The sequence below is a fragment of the Paenibacillus sp. R14(2021) genome (assembly GCF_019431355.1).
Classification (GTDB): domain Bacteria; phylum Bacillota; class Bacilli; order Paenibacillales; family Paenibacillaceae; genus Paenibacillus_Z.
Genome location: NZ_CP080269.1, coordinates 5,647,674 through 5,670,468 on the forward strand (window position 1 = coordinate 5,647,674; position 22,795 = coordinate 5,670,468).

Sequence of the window (22,795 nt, forward strand, 5' to 3'; positions counted from 1 at the left end):
ATCCTTCCGTTCACTTCGTTCCTCGGACAATGAACCAGTATAGATCCTTGAAGACGTTGGCCTTTTGAATGGCTGATAGAATGACGAGCGACACCGGACCGATAATGAGGCCTAGAACGCCAAACAGCTTCAAGCCTACGAACATGGCGATCAGCGTAGGGAGCGGATCCAAGCCGACGCTGCTTGCCAGCACTTTAGGCTCCAGCGTTTGGCGGGCGACAAGAATGACGCCGTACAGAATGGAGAGCTCGATGCCGAGCGTGACATTGCCGTAGATGAACGTGTATAGAATCCATGGGATCATGGCTGCGCCAACTCCCAGATAAGGGAGCAAATCCACCAGACCGATCAGCATTCCGATCGTCACGGCATAATGTACACCAATGATTAAAAGCCCGACAGTTACGACGACAGCCGTAATCGAAATCATGATGAACTGCGCGCGTAAATAACCGAACAGCGCTTTCTTAAGATCGAGCCAAACGGCCGAGACGGACTGCCTGATTTGAGTCGGGAACCAATTCGTCAATCGCCTCAGGTGCAGGTTCCAGTCTTTACCGATGAAGAACGCAGCGAGCAGCACGACGACCGAAATAGTAGCAACGTTCGGCAAGGATGTGATGATGCTGACGATCCCGTTGAGAAAATAGGTTATAATATTGGTACTCGTCGTCGTGACCAAGTCAGCGGTATCAGAAATCCGAGAGTTGATCGTCTCCTGATAATTGGGATTATCCTGATAGAAGGAAGTCAGCTTCACGATGAGATCCTGAATTTCGGGTTTCGCGACGATCAGTTCGAACTGATCACGCCACCAATCGATATTGCTGGTGAGCGATTTGGACAGCGTGATGATCTCCACCACGATGCGCGTCACGAGCGCGGATACAATCGTAAGCATCGCAGCGACGAATAGAAGCAAACTGAAAGATACACTAATCCAGCGTGGGATTTTTAATTTATGGTGAAGAAGATTGACAATAGGATTAATCGCATAGGCCAGCAGCCAGCCGAGCAGAAAAGGGTATACGAGCGGGGTAACGAAAATGACGGCCAGCACGAACGCTGCCAGCAGAGCGAGCACGAGCAAGGCACGCCAAACTCGTTTCCAAATGACACGATCCATACAGTCACTCCTCCATGTTCTAAGCGGCCGATTACTCCTCATACTTATTGTATAATTGTAGCATAGGGAGTATGGCTTTTACCAAAAAATAAGTATTGAGTCGACGCCGTTTACGATGTGTTTACAAACCTTTAATATGAAACAAACATTATACCTACATAATTGGCATATACGACAATCAGGAGGATCCCAGACCGATGAATAAATTACTGTCCCCATACGTAAACCGCGACTTGAGCTGGGTCGAGTTCAATCGCAGAGTGCTGGAAGAAGCACAGGATCCCGGTAATCCGCTGCTGGAGCGCGCGAAGTTTCTTGCCATCGTGTCCAGCAATCTGGATGAATTCATGAGTGTTCGCGTTGCGGGCATTCAGGATCAGATGAAGGCGGGCTACACCAAGAAGGATTTTACGGGCTACACGCCTGCTGGTCTATGGAAGCGGCTGATGAAGCGAACCGTTCAAATGGTCTCCGACCAATACCGGACCTACCGCGAAGTATTGCGGGGCTTGTCCCGGGAAGGGATTTGCTTCCGGAGTATCGATGAATTGAATCCGCAGCAGCTTAAAGCGGTTGATGAATATTTCCATACGATTGTTTTCTCAGTTTTGACCCCGATGGCGGTCGACCAGAGCCGGCCGTTTCCGCTGCTGCATACGAAAGAGCTTTATTTGTCGGTACTTCTGGGACGGGGCGAGCAGCACGAGATAGAGGAAGAGCCGTTCTTCGCCATCGTGCAGGTGCCTTCCATCCTGCAGCGGTTCGTTCCGGTGCCGGGGCGGGTCAATAGCAAGAAGCATGAGTTCGTGCTTCTTGAGGATCTGATCGAGCGGCATATCAATACGTTATTTAATGGCTATACGACGATATCGGTGGATCCGTTTCGTTTAACGCGAAATGCCGACTTGACGCTCAATGAAGAGGGCGCCGAGGACTTGCTCGAGGAGATTGAGAAGGAGCTGCGCCGCCGGCGCTGGGGGCTTCCTGTTCGTCTTGAATACGGTAAGGGCATGCACCCCTATTCGTTGCAAATGCTGAAGGAAGAGCTGGAGCAGGGGGAGAACTTGTTCGAAATCGACGGCCCCCTTGATCTCAGCTTCCTCATGCGTTTCGCAGGTTCTCTCGACGGTTACGAAAATTTGCGCTACGAGCGTATCGAGCCTGTCTATCCGCTTGAGTTCGAGCGGGAAGAAGACATGTTCGCGGTCCTCCGACAGGAGGATGTGCTCTTGTATCATCCCTATGAATCCTTCGAGGCAGTAACTGATTTCGTTATGGATGCAGCAAATGATCCTAATGTGCTCGCAATCAAAATGACGCTGTATCGGGTCAGTGGTCAATCGGCCCTCGTTCAAGCGCTTGCCATGGCAGCGGAAGCAGGCAAACAAGTGACGGTCGTCGTAGAGCTGAAAGCGCGGTTTGACGAAGAGCGCAACATTGCTTGGGCACGCCAGCTCGAGAAGGCGGGCTGCCATGTCGTGTACGGGCTTGTAGGTCTTAAAACCCATGCCAAAATTACGCTTGTGGTTCGCCGGGAACAGGGCATGCTGCGCCGGTATGTGCATGTGGGCACTGGCAATTACAACGACAGTACGGCTAAGCTGTATACCGACATCGGATTGTTTACGTCGCATCCTGTCATCGGTGCCGACGCGTCGGCATTATTCAACGAGGTGACAGGGTACTCGTCTCCTTACGAATGGAAAGCATTCGGCGTTGCGCCGACGGACCTAAGACAGAAGCTGTTCGGGTTGATTGAGCGGGAGAAAGCACATGCTGCGGAAGGGAAGCCGGCGCATATCATCGCCAAAATGAACAGCCTGTCAAATCAGGAGATGATCGACAAGCTGTACGAGGCTTCGAAGGCGGGCGTTCGGATTGAGCTGATCGTGCGCGGCGTCTGCTGCTTGCGCCCGGGCGTTCCGGGCTTAAGCGAGAATATTAGAGTCATCAGCATCGTGGACCGTTTCTTAGAACATTCCCGGATTATTTATTTCCATAACGGGGGAGAAGAGGAAGTGTACCTGTCCAGCGCGGACTGGATGACGCGGAATTTGACCCGTCGGATCGAGCTGATGTGTCCGGTATTCGATGCGCGCCTGCGCGGAACGCTCATGAATGTGCTGAAGCTTAACTTGAACGATAACGAGAAGGCGCGCGAGCTGCAGTCCAGCGGAAACTATGAACCGGTTCACAATGAGCTGCAGCCGCTGCGAAGCCAATTTCAAGCGACGAATATCCGGAAATGGAAGAGTTGACGGCGGCTTTCTTAATGATGATCCGGTGAATGCAAGATCGGCTCGAATCCCCAAAGCTTCTTGAAATCACTGGCCAGCGCGTCGACTTCCTTGCGCTCCACCGCCAGCATGCCGTCTGCTCTTGCGGCCCGCAGGTGGAGCTTGCCTTCCGCTAGCTCGGCATCCAGCCTGCCGATGGCCTGCGTTTCGCTGCGGTCAAGGGCAATGGCCAGCTGAAGCAGCGTACCGAGCTTGCTGATCATGACAATGTCATCGTCATTCAGCAGCGGCTTGAAGGCAGATACGACCTGTTTGCTGCGGTTTTTGCTTTTATACGAAGCGACCGCAGAACAAATGAGCAGCTCACGATGGGACAGGCCGTTGATACGCGAATTGATCATGAGATAGAACGTGTGCTTCTTGTAGTCGTAATAATCGATGCTGGCACCGATCCGGTGAAGCGTCGAGGCGATATCCATGAAGAGCAGGGCTCGGTCTCTGGACTGCAGCTTAGGCAGCAGCAGATCGGACAGCTGAAGAACGACCCGATTGACCTGCGAAGTATGATGCATAGGTGCCTCGGGATGGAGCGCGGCTAAATTGTTGACGCTGTACATGACCACGTTATCCAGCCTTGGCTTATCGGGGAAACGGGTGGAGAAGAACAGACCGTCTCGAAGTCCGGCGCCGCAAATGATATAATGGGTTGCATGGAGTACGCGGTAGATGGCCCGAAGAACGGCTATGCCGGGCACAATGATGTCGACACGGTCCTTGGAAAGGCCCGGGAAGTTTTTGCGCTTCTCGACCGGCAGCTTCCGGAGCTGTTCGAACAGCTCGTCCGCGGTTTCTCCGGAAATAGGGTAGTTGTGGGTGCTTTCGAACGGATACTTGACGAGCGATTGATGGATCTTGCCCATCGCGCGGATCGTGCCGCCTACGCCGACGAGCGGCAGCCCGGGTGACCATTTGAGCCACGGTTCCTTCTGAACGGCATCCGCGATATGCTGCTCCAGCTCTTTCAGATGCTGATCCGGCAGCATTCCGCCGCGGGCAAACTGACGGGTGAGGCTGACGCAGCCGAACGGGAAGGAGACCGACTGGACGAGCATGCGGTTTTTAAATAACGACACCTCGGTGCTGCCGCCACCGATATCGATGAGGAAGCCGTTCTCGACGGCCATCGTGTTGATCATGCCGAGAAATCCGTAGCTGGCTTCTTCTTCGCCGCTGATGAGCTCGATCGGCAAGCCGGTTTCCGATTCGATGCACTGCAGCACATACGTGCGGTTAGCTGCATTGCGGACAGCCGCCGTAGCGACGGCTCTGATCTGACCTGCACGGTGATGCGCGCAGATAAGGCGGAAATGATTAATCATTTCAACTAATTCTTTTATGGTTTCGTCTTTTAAGGCGCCAACGTCGTCCAAATGTTCGCTTAATCGGGCGGCCCGTTTGCTGCCGTCGATGACGCGGTTGGCGCCGGCGGCGGTCCGTTCGTACACGACGAGGCGGATGGAGTTCGAGCCGATATCGATAATGCCGATGCGCTGTTCCGTCATGGGTGAGCCTCCTTACGGGAATAATGCAGATTTCACATGCTACCGCACATTTTACCATTTGAATGGCCTGGCAACAAAGCATTGTTTCTCAGGGGTATTATGACGGGAAATTGGGAAAAATCTTTGAAGGATAACCCGGAAACGGCCGGTTTTCAAAAGCAGAAAAAACCTTTATGGTGCCGATAAAGCATTTTTATGTCTTATTTTGTTCACTTCCGGATTGAAATCCGATATGATTAAAGCGACGATACGGAACTCGAATCCAATTATTGTTATCTGCTGCTCCATAAAGCTATAAAAACAAAGGTGTCAAAAGGAGAGAGAAACATGACAGCAACCAAAGGTCTAGAAGGTATTGTCGCAACGACATCCTCGATCAGCTCCATCATCGACGGCGTTCTGACGTATCGCGGCATCGATATTGACGATTTGGCAGAGAACGCTTCTTTTGAAGAAGTGGCCTACCTGCTCTGGTACGGCAAGCTTCCGAACCAATCCGAACTGAACGAATTGCTTAATAAACTGGGCGAATACGCTGCTGTACCTGCAGGGGTACTGGATGCGCTGAAGCTTTTCCCTAAGAATACAAATTCGATGGCTGCGCTGCGTACGGCTGTTTCCAGCCTTGCGCTCTACGATGCGCAAGCGAATGACATGTCGCATGAGGCCAACATTACGAAGGCCATCAAAATTCAAGCGCAAATCCCGACACTGGTTGCGGCGTTTGCACGAATCCGCGAAGGCAAAGAGCCGGTCGCCCCGAAGAGCGGCGTCTCCATCGCCTACAATTTCTTGTACATGCTGACAGGACAAGAGCCTGAGCAAGTTGCGGTTAAAGCATTGGATCAAGCACTCGTGCTGCATGCCGACCACGAATTGAACGCATCGACCTTCGCAGCCCGCGTCACGGTAGCAACGCTGTCGGATATTTACTCCGGCATCACATCTGCGATCGGTGCGTTGAAAGGTCCTCTTCACGGCGGTGCGAACGAAGCCGTTATGGTTATGCTCGAAGAAATCGGCTCGTTTGCCAACGTGGAGTCCTACATCAACGCGAAGCTTGCGAACAAGGACAAAATCATGGGCTTTGGCCACCGCGTTTACAAAAACGGCGACCCGCGAGCGAAGCACCTGCAAAAAATGTCCCGCGAGCTTGGCAAGCTGACTGGCAGCATGGAGCTTTACGAAATGTCCGTCAAAATCGAAGAGCTGGTAACCGGCCAAAAAGGGCTGAAGCCGAATGTCGATTTCTATTCCGCTTCCGTGTATACAACGCTTGGCATTCCCCGCGATCTGTTCACGCCGATCTTCGCGATCAGCCGTGCATCGGGATGGACCGCGCATATCCTGGAGCAATATGAAAACAACCGCCTGATCCGTCCGCGTGCCGAGTACACAGGACCAGTCGATCAGAAGGTAACGCCGATCGCTCAGCGTTAAGAAGAGCGAACGAAACATACAATTAGGCTTCTAGGTTCTACTTGCCTCTGACGGGGTGTTGACGCGCGGCTGTCATCTAAGCTGCACGCTCGGCTCCCGTCAAGTCATGTATACCGATAAACAATATTATTGACCCCACAACCATTTTAGGAGGAATTTATACCATGCAACTCGAAAAATTCGCTCTGCCTACTGAAGGCGACAAAATCACAATCGACAACGGCGTCCTTCAAGTGCCGAATAATCCAATCATTCCGTTCATCGAAGGCGACGGCACAGGCCGCGACATCTGGAAAGCGTCCAAACGCGTGCTTGACGCAGCTGTAGAGAAAGCATACGGCGGCGAGAAGAAAATCGCTTGGTACGAAGTTTTCGCCGGCGAGAAAGCATTCAACAATTACGGTGAATGGCTGCCAGCTGATACGCTGACAGCAATCCGCGAATATATCGTTGCGATCAAAGGACCATTGACTACGCCGATCGGCGGCGGTATCCGTTCCCTGAACGTTGCGCTTCGCCAAGAGCTAGATCTGTATGTCTGCCTGCGTCCTGTTCGTTATTTCGACGGTGTGCCTTCCCCGGTTAAACGTCCAGAGCTCGTAAACATGGTTATTTTCCGTGAAAATACAGAAGATATCTATGCGGGCATCGAGTACCAAGAAGGCTCTGAAGCCGTTAAAAAAGTAATCTCCTTCCTGCAGAACGAAATGGGCGTTAACAAAATTCGTTTCCCAGAAACTTCGGGTATCGGCATCAAGCCGGTTTCAGCAGAAGGCTCGAAACGTCTTGCGCGCGCTGCAATTGAATACGCACTGAAACACGGCCGTAAATCGCTGACGCTCGTTCATAAGGGCAACATCATGAAATTCACAGAAGGTGCATTCAAGAACTGGGGCTATGAAGTCGCTGAGCAAGAGTTCGCGGATCAAACCTTCACATGGGGTCAATACGACCGCATTAAAGAAGCAGAAGGCACGGACGCTGCTAACAAAGCGCAAAAAGAAGCTGAAGCTGCTGGCAAGCTGATCGTGAAAGACGCAATCGCGGATATCGCGCTGCAGCAAGTACTTACACGTCCAACGGATTTCGACGTGATCGCAACACTTAACCTGAACGGTGATTACCTGTCTGATGCACTGGCTGCGCAAGTCGGCGGTATTGGTATCGCTCCAGGAGCGAACATTAACTACTTGACTGGACATGCAATTTTCGAAGCAACGCACGGTACAGCTCCGAAATACGCGGATCTGGACGTCGTTAATCCGGGCTCGGTTATTCTCTCCGGCGTCATGCTGCTTGAGCACCTGGGCTGGCAGGAAGCTGCTGATTCCATCTATAAAGGTCTGGAAACGGCAATCAATAACAAAACCGTTACGTATGACTTCGCACGTCTGATGGAAGGCGCTACTGAAGTGAAATGTTCGGCATTTGCTGACGAAATCATCAATAATCTGTAGCCCATAAGCCCCCCTAAATCCCTCCGAAGCGGATTTTTAGGGGGCTTTGCCCTTTGTTATCCCTGCGTTCGATGCCAATGATTCGCGGCCGCTAAGCGGTCAACAACCTTTAGGAGGCTTTCTGAGATGGCGATTAAACGGAATAAAATTACGGTTGTCGGCGCTGGCTTTACAGGCGCTACTACGGCTTTAATGCTTGCGCAAAAAGAGCTTGGCAATGTAGTATTAGTTGATATCCCCCAATTAGAGAACCCGACTAAAGGCAAAGCGCTCGATATGATGGAATCGACGCCCGTGCAAGGCATCGACGCCAAGATTACCGGTACTTCCGACTATGCGGAAACGAAAGACTCCCAAGTCGTTATCATCACGGCGGGCATTGCCCGCAAACCGGGCATGAGCCGTGACGATTTGGTCAACACCAACGCAGGCATTGTAAGATCCGTATGCGAAAATATCAAAGCAACAAGCCCGGACGCGTATGTCATCATATTATCGAATCCGGTTGATGCGATGACGTATGTTGCCTACAACGCGCTTGGCTTTCCGAAGAACCGCGTCATCGGCCAATCCGGCGTGCTCGACACGGCCCGGTACTGTACGTTCATCGCCGAGGAGCTTAACGTATCCGTAGAAGACGTTCGCGGCTTCGTGCTCGGCGGTCACGGCGACGACATGGTTCCGCTCGTCCGGTACTCGAATGTCGGCGGCATTCCCATCGAGAAGCTCATATCGGCGGAGCGAATCGAAGCGATCGTTCAACGCACGCGCGTCGGCGGCGGGGAAATCGTGAACCTGCTCGGCAATGGCAGTGCGTATTATGCGCCTGCTGCGTCGCTTGTTCAAATGACCGAAGCGATTCTGAAAGACAAAAAACGCATTACGCCGGTAATCGCGCTCTTACAGGGCGAATACGGCTACAATAATTTGTTCATGGGCGTGCCTGCTATTCTCGGCGGTGACGGCATCGAGAAGGTATTCGAGCTTGAGCTGACGGACGATGAGAAGGCGGCGCTAGAGAAATCCGCGAACTCCGTTCGTGGCGTGATCGCAGTCGTAAACGGCTGATTCATAAGCCTAACTTAGCTCATGAAGCACATGAGACCCTGACAGAATATCCGTCAGGGTCTTCATGTTTTCAAATAAAGGAGTGTGCTGCATGCACCACAATGAAGCGCTGCAAACGTTAAAGCAGGTATACGGCTACGACAGCTTCCGTAAAGGGCAGAGCGATATTATAGATGGCCTGCTGTCCGGTAAGGACACGCTCGCGATTCTGCCGACTGGCGGGGGCAAATCAATTTGTTACCAGCTCCCTGCGATGCTGCTGCCCGGCACGACGATCGTCGTTTCGCCGCTGATTTCCCTCATGAAGGATCAGGTGGATGCGCTGAACCGGCTGGGCGTGTCAGCCGCATATTTGAACAGCTCGCTGGATGCGGCAGCTTACCGGGACGTCGTCAGACAAACGTCCCAAGGCGCCTACAAGCTGCTGTACGTCGCGCCGGAGCGGCTGGACAGCGGCATGTTTGAATCGTTGTCCGCGCAGATGCATATCCCGCTTATCGCAATCGACGAAGCGCACTGTGTTTCCCAGTGGGGCCATGATTTCAGGCCAAGCTACCGCCAGCTGGCAGGCTGGATCGGCCGTCTTGACAACCGGCCGCCCGTCGCGGCCTTTACGGCTACGGCAACGCCAGAGGTTTCCGAGGACATCGCGCATATGCTGGGGCTGCGCGTGCCGAATATTTTCGTAACAGGCTTCGCGCGAACGAATTTGACGCTGTCCGTCGTTACAGGTACGGACAAGCGCAAATTCCTCCGCGATTTTGTCCAGCAGCGGCCGGATCAATCGGGTATCGTCTACACCGCTACGCGTAAGGAAGCGGAAGAGGTTTGCGAGGACTTGTCCCGACTTGGCGTTTCGGTAGGCAAATACCATGGCGGCCTGAACGACGAGGAACGAGCAGATGCGCAGGAGCGGTTTCGGTTCGACGAGAACCGCGTGATGGTGGCGACAAACGCCTTCGGCATGGGCATCGACAAGCCCAACGTCCGCTATGTCATTCATTGGCAGATGCCAGGCGACGTAGAGTCGTATTATCAGGAAGCCGGGCGCGCGGGGCGCGATGGCGAGGAAAGCGAATGCGTCCTGCTGTTCGAACCGCAGGATGTGCAGGTGCAGCGTTTTCTCATCGACAGGAGCACGGGAGATCCAGAACGCAAGACGGTCCAATTGAACAAGCTCTACACGATGATGCATTATAGCCGAACGGAGAAATGCCTACTGCAGTACATCGTCAAATATTTCGGCGAAGCAGATGTGCCGGAATGCGGCAAATGCAGCAATTGTCTTGATGTAAGCGCATTGGTAGACACGACGGAGGATGCGCGCAAAGCGTTATCCTGCGTGGGTCGACTGAAGGGCAGATTCGGCATCTCCATGGCTGCGAAGGTGTTAAAGGGGTCGCGGGAGAAACGCATTGTCGAATTCGGCTTTGACCGGTTATCGACGCATGGGCTGCTGCGGCAATGGACGGAACGCGATATAACGGATCTGCTCTACTGGCTCGTTGCGGAAGGCTATCTGCGCATAAGCGAAGGCGAGTACCCGACCGTATCGCTTACGGCGGATGCGCTGCCTGTATTGGAAGGCAGCGTGACCGTGCTGCGCAGGCAGAGCGCATCGGCCAAGCGCAGAGAGACGGCAGGGGCGGCGGTATCGGCCGTTAATTCGCCCTTGTTCGAAGCGCTTCGCGAATGGCGCCGGGAGGCGGCTGCACGGGAGAAGGTGCCGCCGTTCATGCTGTTCTTCGATGCAGCGCTTCGCGAGATTGCTGACAGGCAGCCCGTCAGCCCGGATCAGCTCTTAAACGTCAAGGGGATAGGCGCAGCCAAAATCAGCAAGTACGGCCATGACGTTATCGCGATCGTGCGGCAATTCAAGGGTCAGGCTGGAAGCGTGTCTGGAGGCGATGCATCATCAGCTGCGGCTCTACCATCTGGAGCAGGCTTCAGCGGCTCCGAGCAAACGAACGAACTGGAAGCGGCCGCTGCTGCTGCGGCTGCCAGCGCGCTTTCCCCGCTTGAAGGCTTGTCCAGCCATATGCAGACGCTGACCTTATTCAGCGAAGGACAGTCCATCTCCGACATTGCGGCGCTTCGCGGAATGAGCCGCGTTACGATTGAGAACCATCTGCTGCGCTGCGGCGAAGAAGGGGAAGAGCTGCCATGGGATGCGTTTATCCCCGCAGCGCTTGAAGGGCGTATCGTGGATACGATCAAGGAGCTTGGCGCTGGGAAGCTGAAGCCGATCAAAGAAGCGCTTCCGGCCGAGGTTGATTATTTTGCCATTAAAGCGGTCATGGTCAAGCACGGATTGTCGCCTGCGGGTGAATAGGCGTTTACTTTGTATTGCAACGTTGATTTTAGTATACTTATAAGGATGATAGTTACCTGAGGAGGAAGTTTAATGTCTCAATTTATGGTGTTTCTGCACGTAATCGGCGCAGCCGGCGTCGGGTTTTATCTCGTTCTGCCCGTGCTGGTCAGACGTGCGTCCAAGCTTGACGGCGGCGGACAGGCCGGGCTTGCGGAAGGCTTGGTCTCGGCGAATCGGATTGCGCAATATTTCCTGGTCCTGCAGCTGATTACAGGCGGCTACATGATGTCGCAAAGCGATTATAAAGTCGCTTGGATGATCATTGTCGTTATTTTGTTCCTTATCATCGCTGCGCTTGGCGGTATCATTACGAAGCCGCTTAAACAAATCGCGGTGTCGATTCAAAGCGGACAGAGCGCATCGTCGCAAATTGCCAAAGTACGCATGTTCAGCATTATTCTTCTAATCGTGTATCTGGTCGTTATCTACTTCATGAAATATCCGATGTATAAATAAGTGCTTGCCGATCAAGATGGTTTGGAGGGGTAACGGTTGACGACGCAATCACCGGAATTGCTTACCTTCGGGGAAACGATGGCATTGTTTATGCCGCAGGAGGAATATCGGAGTATTGAAAATGCCTCGACGCTGGAGCAAAGCTTCGGCGGCGCAGAGAGCAATGTAGCCATTGGCGCGGCAAGGCTCGGCTGCTCGGTTGGCTGGTTCGGCGCGCTGGGAGACGATCCGTTCGGCCGCTTCATTCTGAAGCGGGTCCGCGGCGAAGGCGTGGATGTATCGCGTGCGAGACTAGTCCCAGAAGCGGCGACGGGCATGATGTTCCGGGAGCGGATTGCCGGCAAGCTGGCCGTTCATTATTACCGCAAGCATTCGGCCGCGAGCCGAATGACGCCTGCGGATCTCGATCTGGACTACATACGCGGCTGCAAAATACTGCACATTACGGGCATCACGCCGGCTCTTAGTGAGAGCAGCCGCGAGACGGTTCTGGCCGCTGTGGCCGCTGCAAAGGAAGCGGGCGTGCTGATCAGCTTCGACCCGAATCTTCGCTTGAAGCTGTGGTCCATCGAAGAGGCGCGCCGCGTTGTGCTGCCGCTGGCCGAACAGGCGGATTACTTCCTGCCAGGCTGGGATGAGCTGCGGCTGCTTTACGATACCGGCGACTTCGATGTTGTGAAGGCAAAGCTGTCTGAATTGAAGGCTGTCAGCATCATTAAAGGCGTGGGTGACACGACCGTTGTGCTGGAAGAGGGCAAAGCGGTAGAAATACCGTTTTATCCTGCAGATCAGGTCGTGGATACAGTCGGGGCGGGAGATGGCTTCTGCGCGGGATTCCTGACCGGATTGCTCAAAGGCATGCGTCCGATAGAAGCCGTTCGTCTTGGAAGCATCACGGGCTCGCTGGTCGTACAGATGCGCGGCGACTGGGAAGCGCTTCCTGATTGGACGACGGCGAACAGTCGATTATCGGATAAAGGCTGGGTGGAACGTTAAATGGCTGACGTGCAATCGTCGAAGGGCCAGCGCCGGCGGGAACAAATCCTGAACGTGCTGAAGCAGCAGGGACGGATTACGATCCAAGAGGCCGTGGATCGGTTCGGCATTTCCGAGGCGACGGTGCGGCGGGACTTGGAGCTGATGGAGAAGGCAGAGCCGGTGATCCGGACGATTGGCGGAGCGATGTATGACGGGATGAACGCGGTGCGCGAGCTGCCGTTTGCAGAGAAGGCAGGGCTGTCGTTTCTGGAGAAGGAGCGGATTGCCGCGGCTGCTGCCGGTCTCATAACCGAAGGCGACGTCATTGGCTTATCCGGCGGCACGACGAACTATTATTTGGCGAAGCTGCTCAAGACGCGCCGCGGCATTACGGTCGTCACGAACACCGTCAATGTAGCGATGGAGCTTGCGGGAAGCGACCTCAACGTCGTGGTGACCGGCGGTATGATGAGGCATAACAGCTTCGAGCTGTGCGGTCCGCTCGGCGAAGGTATGATCGAGCAGCTCAATATCGGCAAAATGTTTCTTGGCGTCGACGGCGTTTCATCGACGGGCGGCATTACGACCTACTCCGAGCAAGAGGCGCAAATTGCCAAAGCGATGATTCGCCGTTCGCAGGCGACCTACGCAATGTTCGACCATTCCAAGATCGGCCGGACCTCGCTGTTCTCCATCGCGCCGCTTGCGGAGCTGCAAGGTTTCATTACGGATAAGGCACTGCCGCAGCAGCTTGCTTCGATAGCGAGTCACCACGGCATTCAGACGGTGATCGCCTCGGAAGAGCGCGAACAGAGCTTGTAGCCGGGTCTGCAGGCCATCTTCCTTATCTTCTCATTCGAAATGTCTGCTGTGCGCTTCGCACGGCAGGCATTTTTTTATTGCAGCAGTGTCGACGATAATAGGGACTATATTCGTGGTTCAGCTTCTTATAAAATTTGGTATACTGGGATAGATCTTATTTGAAAAGGGGACATGCGACGTGACTGAAAAGCTGATCATTGGGAATGCATCGCACACCTATGAAGTTGCAGAGGGCTGGGGCAAGCTTCCGGAAGGAATAGCTTACGGCTATACGCACGGCATTGTAGTGGATGAAAATGATAACGTTTACGTACATAACACAAGCAAGGATGCCGTCATCGTTTTTGATAAAGAAGGCCAATTCAAAACCTCGTGGGGCGCTGAGTTCGAGGGCGGCGCCCACGGCTTCTACCTGCACCGCGATGCGGACGGCATCGAGTACCTGTACTTCGCCGATACGAACCGCGCGCTTGTTGTGAAGACAACGCTGGAAGGCAAGGTGCTGCTTGAAATCGGTCGTCCCGACCGTCCTGATCTCTACGATGCGGAGCGCCGCTATGTGCCGACGGATGTGTGCGTTGCGCCGAACGGAGATATCTATGTCTCGGACGGCTACGGCCAATATTATATTCATCATTTTGATGCCAAGGGCACGTACATCCGTACTTGGGGTGGACGCGGATCTGAACCTGGGCAGGTGATCGAGCCGCACGGCATCTCCATCAATCTTCGCGGCGCCGAGCCGGAAGTGTACGTTGCAGACCGCCGCAACAGCCGCATTCAAGTGTTTACGCTCGAAGGCGAGCATAAACGGTTCGTCGAGCATAATCTGGATTTGCCGTGCAGCTTCTATTTCTTCGGCGACGAGGTGTACATTCCGGACTTGGACAGCCGCATTACCGTGCTTGACAGCGAAGACCGTTTAATTACGCATCTGGGCGAGGACCAGCAGGCCTACAAACAACAGGGCTGGCCGAATCTGCCGAAGTCGTATTACCGTCCTGATAAATTCAGCTCGCCGCACGGCGTATGCGTGGATTCGCAGGGCAATGTGTACGTCGCGGAGTGGATTTTCGACGGACGAATCACGAAGCTGATCAGACAGAAGTAACCGGGCAGTAAACCGGGCCGGGTAGTCAACATAGAAAAGGGTTATGACGCATGGAGCCGAATATCGGCTGCCCGCGGCATAACCCTTTTTTTTTATGCTCTCGGCTGATGCACGAGCCTGCCTTGTACCCACGTATGGCTCACCTGCGTGAGCGATTCGTCGACGAGCACCACATCGGCATACTTGCCGACGGTCATGCTGCCGGTGACTTGTTCCAAGCCAAGCTGCCTTGCCGGATTGCCGCTTGCCATGCGGCTGACCGCCGCAACGCTCAGATTCGTATGCGTCAGCACATAACGAACGGCATCGATCATCGTCAGCGTGCTGCCTGCCAAGGCGCCGCCTTCGCTCAGGCGTGCGACACCTTGATGCACATCGACGGCGAGCCCGCCGAGGTCGTACACGCCGTCCCCGAGGCCGGCTGCCGAGATCGCGTCCGTAATGAGGATAACGCGGTCCTTCGGCTTGGCGCTCAGCAGCAGGTTAACGGCTCCCGGGTGAACGTGATGGCCGTCTGCAATGAGCTCCGCATAAATCCGGTCATCGGTAAGAACGGCGCCAACCGTGCCCGGCTCACGATGATGCAGCGGGCGCATGGCATTGAACGTATGGACCGCCTGCGACAATCCGTCCTCGACCGCGGATTCTACCTGTGCGTACAGAGCATCCGTATGCCCAGCGGCGGCAACGATCCCTTGCCCGGTCAAATAAGCGATGACGGCAGCTGCGCCTTCTTTCTCCGGCGCCAGCGTCAGCTGTTTGATAAGGCCGGGGTGACGCGCAGTCCAAGCCTTCACCCAGTCAAGCCGAGGCGGGGAGATAAAGCTCGGGTTCTGCGCCCCGGGCCAGAGCTCGCTGATGAAGGGGCCTTCCAGATGGACGCCTGCCAGCGCAGCATGCGGCATCAGCTGCTCCATGTACGATGCGGCAGCATCGAGCACGGCTTCGATGGCTTCGGGTGAAGCGGTGACGGTCGTCGCCAGCATGCGCGTCGTGCCTTTGGAGGCGTGGAAGCCGGTAATAGCATCATAGGCTTCTTTGGCCGCATCCATGAAGTCGGAGCCGAATCCGCCGTGCACATGCATGTCAATGAAGCCCGGCAGCAGCCAGCCGCCCTTGCCGTCGATAACGTTCACGTCTTCGCCGGATGGAAGCTCGCTGCCTTCCGGAATGATTTGCGAGATAAGGCCGTTCTCGATCAGAACTGCTCCGGTGAGCTCGTGCTCGCCGACAACGGTGCGAATAGGGCTTATCAGCCACTTTTGTTTGGATGTTTGCATGTTTACAACAACCTCCCAGCCTCTCGATCAACCAGAACGATGACATTTTTATGCGTCTGCAGCAGCGATGCGGGACATTCCGTCATTATTGGACCTTGGAGCGCCTGTTTAACGATCTCGGCTTTATCCGCGCCTTTGACCACCAGCAGGATGGTTGAGGCTTTGAGAATAGAGCCTACGCCCATTGTAATGGCTTGTCTTGGCACCTCGTCAATGGAATCAAAGAAGCGGGCATTGGCTTCCCTCGTCGCTTCTTCCAGCTCAACGACATGCGTGCCGCCCTGGAGGGAATGATCGGGCTCATTGAATCCGATATGCCCGTTGTGCCCGAGGCCGAGAAGCTGAATGTCCACCGGCTGTTCTTCGAGCATCCGGTCATAGTTCGAGCATTCCGTTGCCAGATCTGCAGCGTTCCCGCTGGGGAGATGCGTCTGCTCGGACGGCAGGTCGATATGATTGAACAGGTGCTGCTGCATAAAATGCGCATAGCTTTGTTTATGATCGCGCGTCAATCCCACATACTCGTCCAAATTAAAGGTCGTTGCATATTTGAAGGAGACATCGCCGTTCTGGTACATGTCTATCATTTTTCCATAAATGCCGATGGGTGTCGAGCCCGTCGCCAAACCAAGCGTTGCTTTGGGGTTCTTCTTCAAGGCATCCGCGAACAGCTGTGCGGCGTACAAATCGAGGTCTGCGGTGTTATCAAAGCTTTTCAGCTGCATCTTAAGTGCCTCCTAAGTGGTTGAGATACCTTTATTATAGATGACTTTGGAAGTATCCACAATAAAAATGATTATAAAATTCATTTTAACGAAATAAATAATCAAAAGTTATTCGAAATGGCTGGACTGTCAGTCAGACTTGCTCATACTGCCGTCTCTATGACATGATGGATAAAAACCGTACGGGATGGAAGGAGTATCACGTCAGCATGACAGACAGACTGGACAAGGCGCATTCCACTACCGCGAGGCGCAAAGGCGAGCATATCCGCATCTGCCTGGAGGAACAGGTGCAGAGCGTCGGTACGGTTACCGGCTTCGACCGGTACCGGTTTCGCCATCGGGCGCTTCCCGAAATCGCTTATGAAGACATACAGCTGTCCACCGTATTTCTGGGCAAGCCCATACAAGCTCCGCTGCTTATCAGTTCGATGACGGGCGGAACGGATGAGACGGCGCGCATCAATGCAAGGCTGGCTGCGGCTGCGGAAGCAAGAGGCTGGGCCATGGGCCTTGGCTCCATGCGCGCCACCATTGAGAATGAAGCGCTGGCAGGCACTTTTCGAATGAGAGCCTATGCGCCGACTATTCCGATTATTGCCAATCTAGGCGCAGTCCAGTTCAATTACGGGTACGGCGTTGACCAGTGCCGCCGCGCGGTCGAGCTTGCGGAAGCAGATGCGCTCGTTCTTCATTTGAACAGTCTGCAGGAGGTATTTCAGCCGGAAGGCAACACGGATTTTCGCGGTCTTCTTCGCCGAATTGGCGAAGTGTGCCGGGTGATCGGCGTGCCGGTCGGCGTGAAGGAGGTCGGCTGGGGCATCGATGCAGAGACGGCTGCCGTGCTCGTTGAAGCCGGCGTTTCCTTCATCGATGTTGCCGGTGCCGGCGGAACCTCGTGGAGCCAGGTCGAGAAATACCGCGCGCGCGATCCGCTGCGCGCTGAAGCGGCCGCAGCGTTCGCAGGCTGGGGCAATCCGACGGCCGCATGCGTCCGCGAAGTGCGCGAAGCGCTGCCGGAAGTGCCCCTTATAGCGAGCGGCGGCCTGACTTCGGGGGTCGATGCCGCCAAGGCGATTGCGCTGGGCGCAGATATCGCCGGCTATGGTCGCTCTCTGCTTGCCGGCGCTGCGGAATCGGGCGTCGACGGCACGGAACTGCTGCAGCGCCAGATGGAGCGTATCGAATTCGAGCTGCGGACAGCCATGTTCGGCATCGGTTCGGAGAATCTGCATGAGCTTCGTTCTACGAATCGATTGGTCGAGCAGATCTGAACGGCTTAGGAAAGAGGGCAGACCCTGCTGGCAGGTGCTGCCCTCTTTTGCGTACGTCCGCAGTCAGCGGATCAGCCCGGAGCCTTCGATTTTGACATGCGTCGTTACCTCAAATTTCAGCTTTGGGTAAATCCGCTCCCAGTCTGCCCAGGTTTGCGCATTGCCGGCATGCGTCGCCCGGTAATGCAGCCCGAAGCCGAACGGGTCGACGCCGCTCTGCTGCACCTTTTTCAGCAGCTTCAACACCTCGTCGCCCACCTGCTTGTCGAACAGAGCTTCGATCGCGTTCCAATCTTCATTGTAGATGCCGATCGGCGCCTCTTCGAAAATCCCGCTGACGTTGAATTTAAGCTTAAGCACGTATCCGTCTTCTTCCTTAACGATCCGGTAATTGGAGGTAATCCTGTCAACGGAAATGACCATCGTGATGCCGTCTTTCACTGCGGTCACCGTCGATTTGGTGAATTTGTTGCGAACCTGGTTATAGGTCTCGGTTTCGGCAGGACTTAAGACCGTGACCAGCTTGGATTTATCGAGCAGGGCGAGGCGGGTGACGACATAGCCGTCATGCTCCTCCCGCATCACCGGCAGGATGGGATCCATCCCGCGTTCTTGGAAACGGCGAATAAAGTCAAACAAATAGACGGTAATGAGGTACGAGGACTGCGTGCCGTCTTTGCCGTACATCAGAAAGATCGTATTCCCCGGATATCGCTCGGTCGTTGGCATGACGTTGAGGATCGTCTTCGCGTCCGGCTTGCCAATAGCCATATAGGCAACGCTCTGTACATCTCGGCGGCGGGAAAGCCATCTCAGAATATCCGTATAGTTATTGCGGGCGAGCTGTTCGCCGACGACGAACAACTTACAATGGCCAAAATCGATTTCTTTGTCGACATGCGACTTCATTAATCGGACGGCCTCGGCAATCGATGTGGCCTGAATGGTTTGGACAAGGCTTTTGCCGGCTCCCGGCTCGATCTTCGGGGAGGGTATGGCGAGACGAAGCGTAATTTTGTACCCCTTCGCGCCGCCGTCAGCACGGTCAATGCCCATCATGACCACGAAGAACCGTTTGTCGATGTCCTTGAATCCGCAGCCGCTGACGGACGCGGACATTACGGATATAAGCAGCAGCAGCGCTAACAGCCGGATGCAGCTCATGAGGGAAGCTTCTTTCGACGGTTTTTAATGGTCAGTATGGTTAGGAAGATGACGAGAATGATCTCCATATAGAAACGGAAAACGAGCCAATAGCCCGTAATCTCCAAGTTCTGCTTCTCGTCAAATAAATAAGAGTACAGCAATGTCAAGCAGGCGAACAAGCAGGCAATGACCCATTTGGCCTTCGGCGTCCGCGGAGGGTCGATCCGCGGCTTCGACTTCGGCAGACAGCTTTTGATCATCTCGATCGCCAAGTGCCAGCCGACGGTCGCGAATATAAGCGTCAGATTCAAATAAAGAATGAGAAACACGAAAATAACCCGTTCTATGAAGCCGTAGCTCATCACGAGCGAGTCCGAGGTGACGCTCCAAATATACAAATAAGACCCGGCGGCTTCCGTGCCGTGCAGACCGATCGGAATGAAGAACGAGATCAGCATGATGCCGCTGCAGAAGATCGGAATGATCCAGCGGAAACGGAATCTGAAGTTCGGCGCATGAAGCCTGTTGAACATGATGAAATTGATATAGCCGGTGAACAGGAACGTCGCGGCGGCGAACGGCTTCATTTTGGGCGTCTGGTTCCAGTAGTGGCCTATCGTTTGAATCGCATCCCAATCCAGAAGTGGATTACGCGCAGCTTTAAACAAGATGAACAGTATGAGCGGCGCGCTCAGTAGCAGCCCCATCTCCAGGACGAAGATGATCGTCAGCATGGAGCGGGTGGAGCCGTACACGCATACGATTACGAGAAATCCCAAGACGACGAGCGAGCTTGTATCGGGATTTAAGAAGCGGTTGATCAGCACGGCGTACGCATAGAGCGTGATCGATGATGCTGTGAACCACATGAAGGCCATGAACAGCATGATCGGAATGATGACATATGGACGGAAATAGAGCGCCAATATTTCCGGCATGCCTTTGCCCGGATAGGCTTGCATGACGAAGGTGAATATGATCGAGACGGCTGAGCCTACGATAACGGCGCAAAGCATCGACATGATTGCTCCTGTATACCGGTACTGCAAAAGCAGATAGGGGACGAACAACATCAGGTTCAGCATGCTGACCATAATAATGTTGTAGTAGAAATATCGATTCATTCCTGATTCACCTGCCCGATGTCGCTGTTTTGTGAAGGAGACTTGCCGAAAATCCGGAAATACGGCTTGCCGAAGCTGCGCAGGTCAGCCAAGTAAACCAAGTAGCAGAAGATGCCCATCGTGACGCCGGAGATGCCGAAGAAGATCGCCGGCACGATCAGCGGATATTTTAGAAACCGAATCGCCGTCGACATATTGTTGACGGGAATGACGAAATTCGAGATGGCCACGACGGAGGTGACGATAATCATGATGCTGCTGACAAGCCCGGCTTGCTGGGCGGCTTGTCCGAGTATCAGACCGCCGACGGTTGTAGCCGTAGAGCCGATATATTTGGGCAGCCTTACGCTGGCCTCGATCAAGGATTCAATCATGAACAGCATAATGAACACCTCGACAAAGGAAGGATACGGTACGGCCGAGCGGCTTCCGGCAATGGAAAAGGTTAGCTGCACGCGGAACAACTCCGGATTATAGGACACGATCGCAACATAGAGCGCGGGAAGGGTAATTGTCAGAATAACGGCCAGATAGCGCAGCACGATCATGCCCCGCGTCATCCAGAAGGAATCATAGTCATCGTCCACCGCATGCATGAAGTCGAAGAAGGTCGCAGGCAAAATGGTGGCGAACATCGAGCCTTGAAGCAGCAAAACTACCTTGCCTCCCTCGAGTCCGGTGCATACGCGGTCTGGACGCTCCGTCACGATCATCGAGGGGAACAAGCGATACCGGTCGCCTAAGGAGCGGACCAGCTCGCCCGTCGCGGTATAGAAGGGGTCGGAAATCCGATCCAGCTTGCATCTTATATTGCTTAAGATGTTGGCGTCTACCCGGTGTTTGTCGAAGAGCAAATGGATTCTGGTCTTGGAAATCGTCCCGACCGTACGCTCCTCGATCGCGAGCTCTTCGCTCGGGTAACGGCTGCGAATGATGTTGACGGAGTCGATTAGATCCTCGCTGAGCGAAATTTGCGGTCCCATGATGACGGTCTCCACCATCGTCTGCGGGTTCTCGTTGCGAATGATCCGCGCCGCGTCCAGCATATAGATCGTTTGGTTGACTTGCAGCAGCACAAATCCATGCAGCATCGTCTGGGCCCACTTAGCGGGATCGTTTAGCTCTATAAAGACTGGATTGGTTTTGACCAATTGTTCAAAGGGATGCTCCTGTTTCGTGAAAGGGACAAGGATGAAGTCGCTGACTTTACTCTCATCGCAAAGCGATTTGATATAAGCAACCTCAATCGTCATCGTGTCGTTGTGCAGACGGTTCAAGTTCAAATCCCGTGCTTCGGCAAATAACGTTTCGATTCGGTTCAGCATGTCTGCACTTCCTTGTCCGTATGAAATGAAGGCTGCTTATGGAAACAGCTGGGCAGCATGGCTTAGTATGGGAACCTAAGAAGAAAAATATGCCTCCTTCAGCAGTGTTTTGCCAGAATTGCGGTCGTGAAGTACAATTGTTAGTAGTGTATTTGCTGTAATTATGAAGGCAGTCCATAGGATAAGGATGCTTTAATGACAATGATTCTGACAGGGAGGGCCGCAATTTGAGCGGGAAGAAATTAACGACAACAACATGGCCTGGCGGCATCTTGCAAATTAAAGTGCCTTTGCCGTTCGCATTGAAATGGGTTAACAGCTACCTGTTGAAGGATGAACGGGGATATACGCTGATCGATCCGGGACTTCATACGCCCGAAGCTGTCGAAGCATGGGAAGCAGCGATGGAAGCGCATGACGTGTCCTTCTCGGACATTCACACCATTCTGTTGACGCATCAGCACCCCGATCACTATGGACTTGCGGGTTGGTTTCAAGAGCGCTGCGGGGCGCCGGTATGGATATCGGCGCAGTCTTACGCCTACACACAGCGGTTATGGGGAACGGACGAGGGCGCGCAGTTTGCTTCGGAGTTGACGGCATTGTATGCGCTGCACGGCATGCCGCCGGAGATTGAAGCCGAAATTCTTCCGCATTTGGCCAGCTTTATAGCGAAGGTCTCGCCTCAGCCCCGGGTTCAGTTTCTGGAAGCGGGCCAAACCGTGCAGATGGCGGGCATTGAATGGCAGACCATTGATGCACCCGGTCATGCAGGCGGGCAGCTGTGCTTCTATGCTCCTGCTGCCCGTTGGATGATTTGCGGTGACCAAGTGCTCCCGGATATTACTCCGAACATCAGCGTCGTTCCGGGAGAAGACGATAAACAGCTGGAGCAGTTTCTGGCAAGCTTGGCGCATCTGGCGCAGGTTGAGGTAGATTTGGCGTTTCCCGGCCATAGGGATCCGTTCACGGACTTCAAGGGACGTACGGAGGAGCTGGCTGCTCATCATGTTCGCAGGCTGGATCGCATGGTGGAGATGGTTCGAGAGGAGCCTTGCTCGGGCTACAGCCTCTGCATGCGATTCTTCGGTGAGCGGATTGCGGGGAATACACATAATTTAAGATTTGCAATGTCGGAGACGTTAGCCCATCTCTACTATTTGGAGCAGCGAGGACGTGTTGCGAGACGCTTGCAGGACGGGAAAGTGATTTTCTGCACGGGGACCGCAGAGCAGGAATGAGTGAAGCACGTTCCGCACCTCGGGGCATGAATAATGAAGGAACGAATAG

The 22,795-nt window shown here is 54.2% G+C and carries 18 protein-coding genes; 11 read left to right on the plus strand and 7 right to left on the minus strand.

Going from position 1 to position 22,795, the window contains the following annotated elements; all coding sequences use genetic code 11:
- Nucleotides 1-10: 10 nt before the first annotated feature.
- The gene (gene ytvI / locus KXU80_RS26205; protein WP_219836016.1) at nt 11-1,126 is read right to left on the minus strand and encodes a sporulation integral membrane protein YtvI; all 1,116 of its coding nucleotides are present in this window, start codon (nt 1,124-1,126) and stop codon (nt 11-13) included.
- A 197-nt stretch (nt 1,127-1,323) separates the two neighbouring features.
- Here ytvI and ppk1 point away from each other — a divergent pair, with 197 nt between their 5' ends.
- Entirely contained in the window at nt 1,324-3,384 is a 2,061-nt protein-coding gene (gene ppk1, locus KXU80_RS26210) for a polyphosphate kinase 1 (RefSeq protein WP_219836017.1), read from the plus strand.
- Nucleotides 3,385-3,395: 11 nt separating this feature from the next.
- Here the strand turns inward: ppk1 and KXU80_RS26215 are convergent, their stop codons facing one another.
- Nucleotides 3,396-4,925 (minus strand): Ppx/GppA phosphatase family protein, encoded by a 1,530-nt coding sequence (locus tag KXU80_RS26215; RefSeq protein ID WP_219836018.1) that lies wholly within the window; start codon nt 4,923-4,925, stop codon nt 3,396-3,398.
- Nucleotides 4,926-5,252: 327 nt separating this feature from the next.
- On the opposite strand from KXU80_RS26215, the gene citZ reads away from it, so the two are divergent.
- From citZ to KXU80_RS26255, 8 genes are all read left to right on the plus strand, one after another.
- Nucleotides 5,253-6,365: a citrate synthase gene (gene citZ / locus KXU80_RS26220; RefSeq protein WP_219836019.1), complete on the plus strand. Its 1,113-nt coding sequence runs from the start codon at nt 5,253-5,255 to the stop codon at nt 6,363-6,365.
- A gap of 164 nt (nt 6,366-6,529) precedes the next feature.
- The gene (gene icd / locus KXU80_RS26225; protein ID WP_219836020.1) at nt 6,530-7,822 is read left to right on the plus strand and encodes an NADP-dependent isocitrate dehydrogenase; all 1,293 of its coding nucleotides are present in this window, start codon (nt 6,530-6,532) and stop codon (nt 7,820-7,822) included.
- 126 nt (nt 7,823-7,948) lie between these two features.
- Nucleotides 7,949-8,890, plus strand: a complete 942-nt coding sequence (mdh, locus tag KXU80_RS26230) for a malate dehydrogenase (protein WP_219836021.1) — start codon at nt 7,949-7,951, stop codon at nt 8,888-8,890.
- A gap of 91 nt (nt 8,891-8,981) precedes the next feature.
- The gene (gene recQ, locus KXU80_RS26235; protein ID WP_219836022.1) at nt 8,982-11,222 is read left to right on the plus strand and encodes a DNA helicase RecQ; all 2,241 of its coding nucleotides are present in this window, start codon (nt 8,982-8,984) and stop codon (nt 11,220-11,222) included.
- 72 nt (nt 11,223-11,294) lie between these two features.
- Nucleotides 11,295-11,720: a hypothetical protein gene (locus KXU80_RS26240; RefSeq protein ID WP_219836023.1), complete on the plus strand. Its 426-nt coding sequence runs from the start codon at nt 11,295-11,297 to the stop codon at nt 11,718-11,720.
- Between the two features lie 36 nt (nt 11,721-11,756).
- Nucleotides 11,757-12,716, plus strand: coding sequence for a sugar kinase (locus KXU80_RS26245; RefSeq protein ID WP_219836024.1), 960 nt, complete (start codon nt 11,757-11,759; stop codon nt 12,714-12,716).
- A complete protein-coding gene (locus KXU80_RS26250) occupies nt 12,717-13,520 on the plus strand; it encodes a DeoR/GlpR family DNA-binding transcription regulator (RefSeq protein ID WP_219836025.1) in 804 nt (267 codons plus the stop codon). It abuts the gene before it with no gap.
- Nucleotides 13,521-13,698: 178 nt separating this feature from the next.
- The gene (locus tag KXU80_RS26255) at nt 13,699-14,631 is read left to right on the plus strand and encodes an NHL repeat-containing protein (protein WP_219836026.1); all 933 of its coding nucleotides are present in this window, start codon (nt 13,699-13,701) and stop codon (nt 14,629-14,631) included.
- A gap of 92 nt (nt 14,632-14,723) precedes the next feature.
- On the opposite strand, the gene nagA is transcribed toward KXU80_RS26255, so the two are convergent.
- Nucleotides 14,724-15,911, minus strand: a complete 1,188-nt coding sequence (gene nagA, locus KXU80_RS26260; protein WP_219836027.1) for an N-acetylglucosamine-6-phosphate deacetylase — start codon at nt 15,909-15,911, stop codon at nt 14,724-14,726.
- 2 nt (nt 15,912-15,913) lie between these two features.
- On the minus strand, nt 15,914-16,636 hold the full coding sequence (nagB, locus tag KXU80_RS26265; RefSeq protein WP_219836028.1) for a glucosamine-6-phosphate deaminase: 723 nt from the start codon (nt 16,634-16,636) through the stop codon (nt 15,914-15,916).
- Nucleotides 16,637-16,845: 209 nt separating this feature from the next.
- Here nagB and fni point away from each other — a divergent pair, with 209 nt between their 5' ends.
- On the plus strand, nt 16,846-17,910 hold the full coding sequence (gene fni, locus KXU80_RS26270; protein WP_219836029.1) for a type 2 isopentenyl-diphosphate Delta-isomerase: 1,065 nt from the start codon (nt 16,846-16,848) through the stop codon (nt 17,908-17,910).
- Between the two features lie 63 nt (nt 17,911-17,973).
- On the opposite strand, the gene KXU80_RS26275 is transcribed toward fni, so the two are convergent.
- Genes KXU80_RS26275 through KXU80_RS26285 form a run of 3 tightly spaced genes read right to left on the minus strand, consistent with a single transcriptional unit; the run spans nt 17,974 to nt 21,505 of the window.
- Nucleotides 17,974-19,074 (minus strand): Ger(x)C family spore germination protein, encoded by a 1,101-nt coding sequence (locus tag KXU80_RS26275; protein WP_219836030.1) that lies wholly within the window; start codon nt 19,072-19,074, stop codon nt 17,974-17,976.
- Entirely contained in the window at nt 19,071-20,180 is a 1,110-nt protein-coding gene (locus KXU80_RS26280) for a hypothetical protein (protein WP_219836031.1), read from the minus strand. Before KXU80_RS26280 ends, KXU80_RS26275 begins: the two co-directional genes overlap by 4 nt.
- Complete coding sequence (locus KXU80_RS26285) at nt 20,177-21,505, minus strand: spore germination protein (RefSeq protein WP_219836032.1); 1,329 nt, start codon at nt 21,503-21,505, stop codon at nt 20,177-20,179. The genes KXU80_RS26280 and KXU80_RS26285 overlap by 4 nt, the downstream gene beginning before the upstream one ends.
- Before the next feature lie 227 nt (nt 21,506-21,732).
- Here KXU80_RS26285 and KXU80_RS26290 point away from each other — a divergent pair, with 227 nt between their 5' ends.
- Nucleotides 21,733-22,746, plus strand: a complete 1,014-nt coding sequence (locus tag KXU80_RS26290) for an MBL fold metallo-hydrolase (protein ID WP_219836033.1) — start codon at nt 21,733-21,735, stop codon at nt 22,744-22,746.
- Nucleotides 22,747-22,795 lie beyond the last annotated feature (49 nt).

Bases quoted from the DNA above. Each gene is read 5' to 3' on its own strand.
- ytvI (WP_219836016.1), bottom strand. From the start codon at position 1,126: ATGGATCGTGTCATTTGGAAACGAGTTTGGCGTGCCTTGCTCGTGCTC.
- ppk1 (WP_219836017.1), top strand. From the start codon at position 1,324: ATGAATAAATTACTGTCCCCATACGTAAACCGCGACTTGAGCTGGGTC.
- KXU80_RS26215 (WP_219836018.1), bottom strand. From the start codon at position 4,925: ATGACGGAACAGCGCATCGGCATTATCGATATCGGCTCGAACTCCATC.
- citZ (WP_219836019.1), top strand. From the start codon at position 5,253: ATGACAGCAACCAAAGGTCTAGAAGGTATTGTCGCAACGACATCCTCG.
- icd (WP_219836020.1), top strand. From the start codon at position 6,530: ATGCAACTCGAAAAATTCGCTCTGCCTACTGAAGGCGACAAAATCACA.
- mdh (WP_219836021.1), top strand. From the start codon at position 7,949: ATGGCGATTAAACGGAATAAAATTACGGTTGTCGGCGCTGGCTTTACA.
- recQ (WP_219836022.1), top strand. From the start codon at position 8,982: ATGCACCACAATGAAGCGCTGCAAACGTTAAAGCAGGTATACGGCTAC.
- KXU80_RS26240 (WP_219836023.1), top strand. From the start codon at position 11,295: ATGTCTCAATTTATGGTGTTTCTGCACGTAATCGGCGCAGCCGGCGTC.
- KXU80_RS26250 (WP_219836025.1), top strand. From the start codon at position 12,717: ATGGCTGACGTGCAATCGTCGAAGGGCCAGCGCCGGCGGGAACAAATC.
- nagA (WP_219836027.1), bottom strand. From the start codon at position 15,911: ATGCAAACATCCAAACAAAAGTGGCTGATAAGCCCTATTCGCACCGTT.
- nagB (WP_219836028.1), bottom strand. From the start codon at position 16,636: ATGCAGCTGAAAAGCTTTGATAACACCGCAGACCTCGATTTGTACGCC.
- fni (WP_219836029.1), top strand. From the start codon at position 16,846: ATGACAGACAGACTGGACAAGGCGCATTCCACTACCGCGAGGCGCAAA.
- KXU80_RS26275 (WP_219836030.1), bottom strand. From the start codon at position 19,074: ATGAGCTGCATCCGGCTGTTAGCGCTGCTGCTGCTTATATCCGTAATG.
- KXU80_RS26280 (WP_219836031.1), bottom strand. From the start codon at position 20,180: ATGAATCGATATTTCTACTACAACATTATTATGGTCAGCATGCTGAAC.
- KXU80_RS26285 (WP_219836032.1), bottom strand. From the start codon at position 21,505: ATGCTGAACCGAATCGAAACGTTATTTGCCGAAGCACGGGATTTGAAC.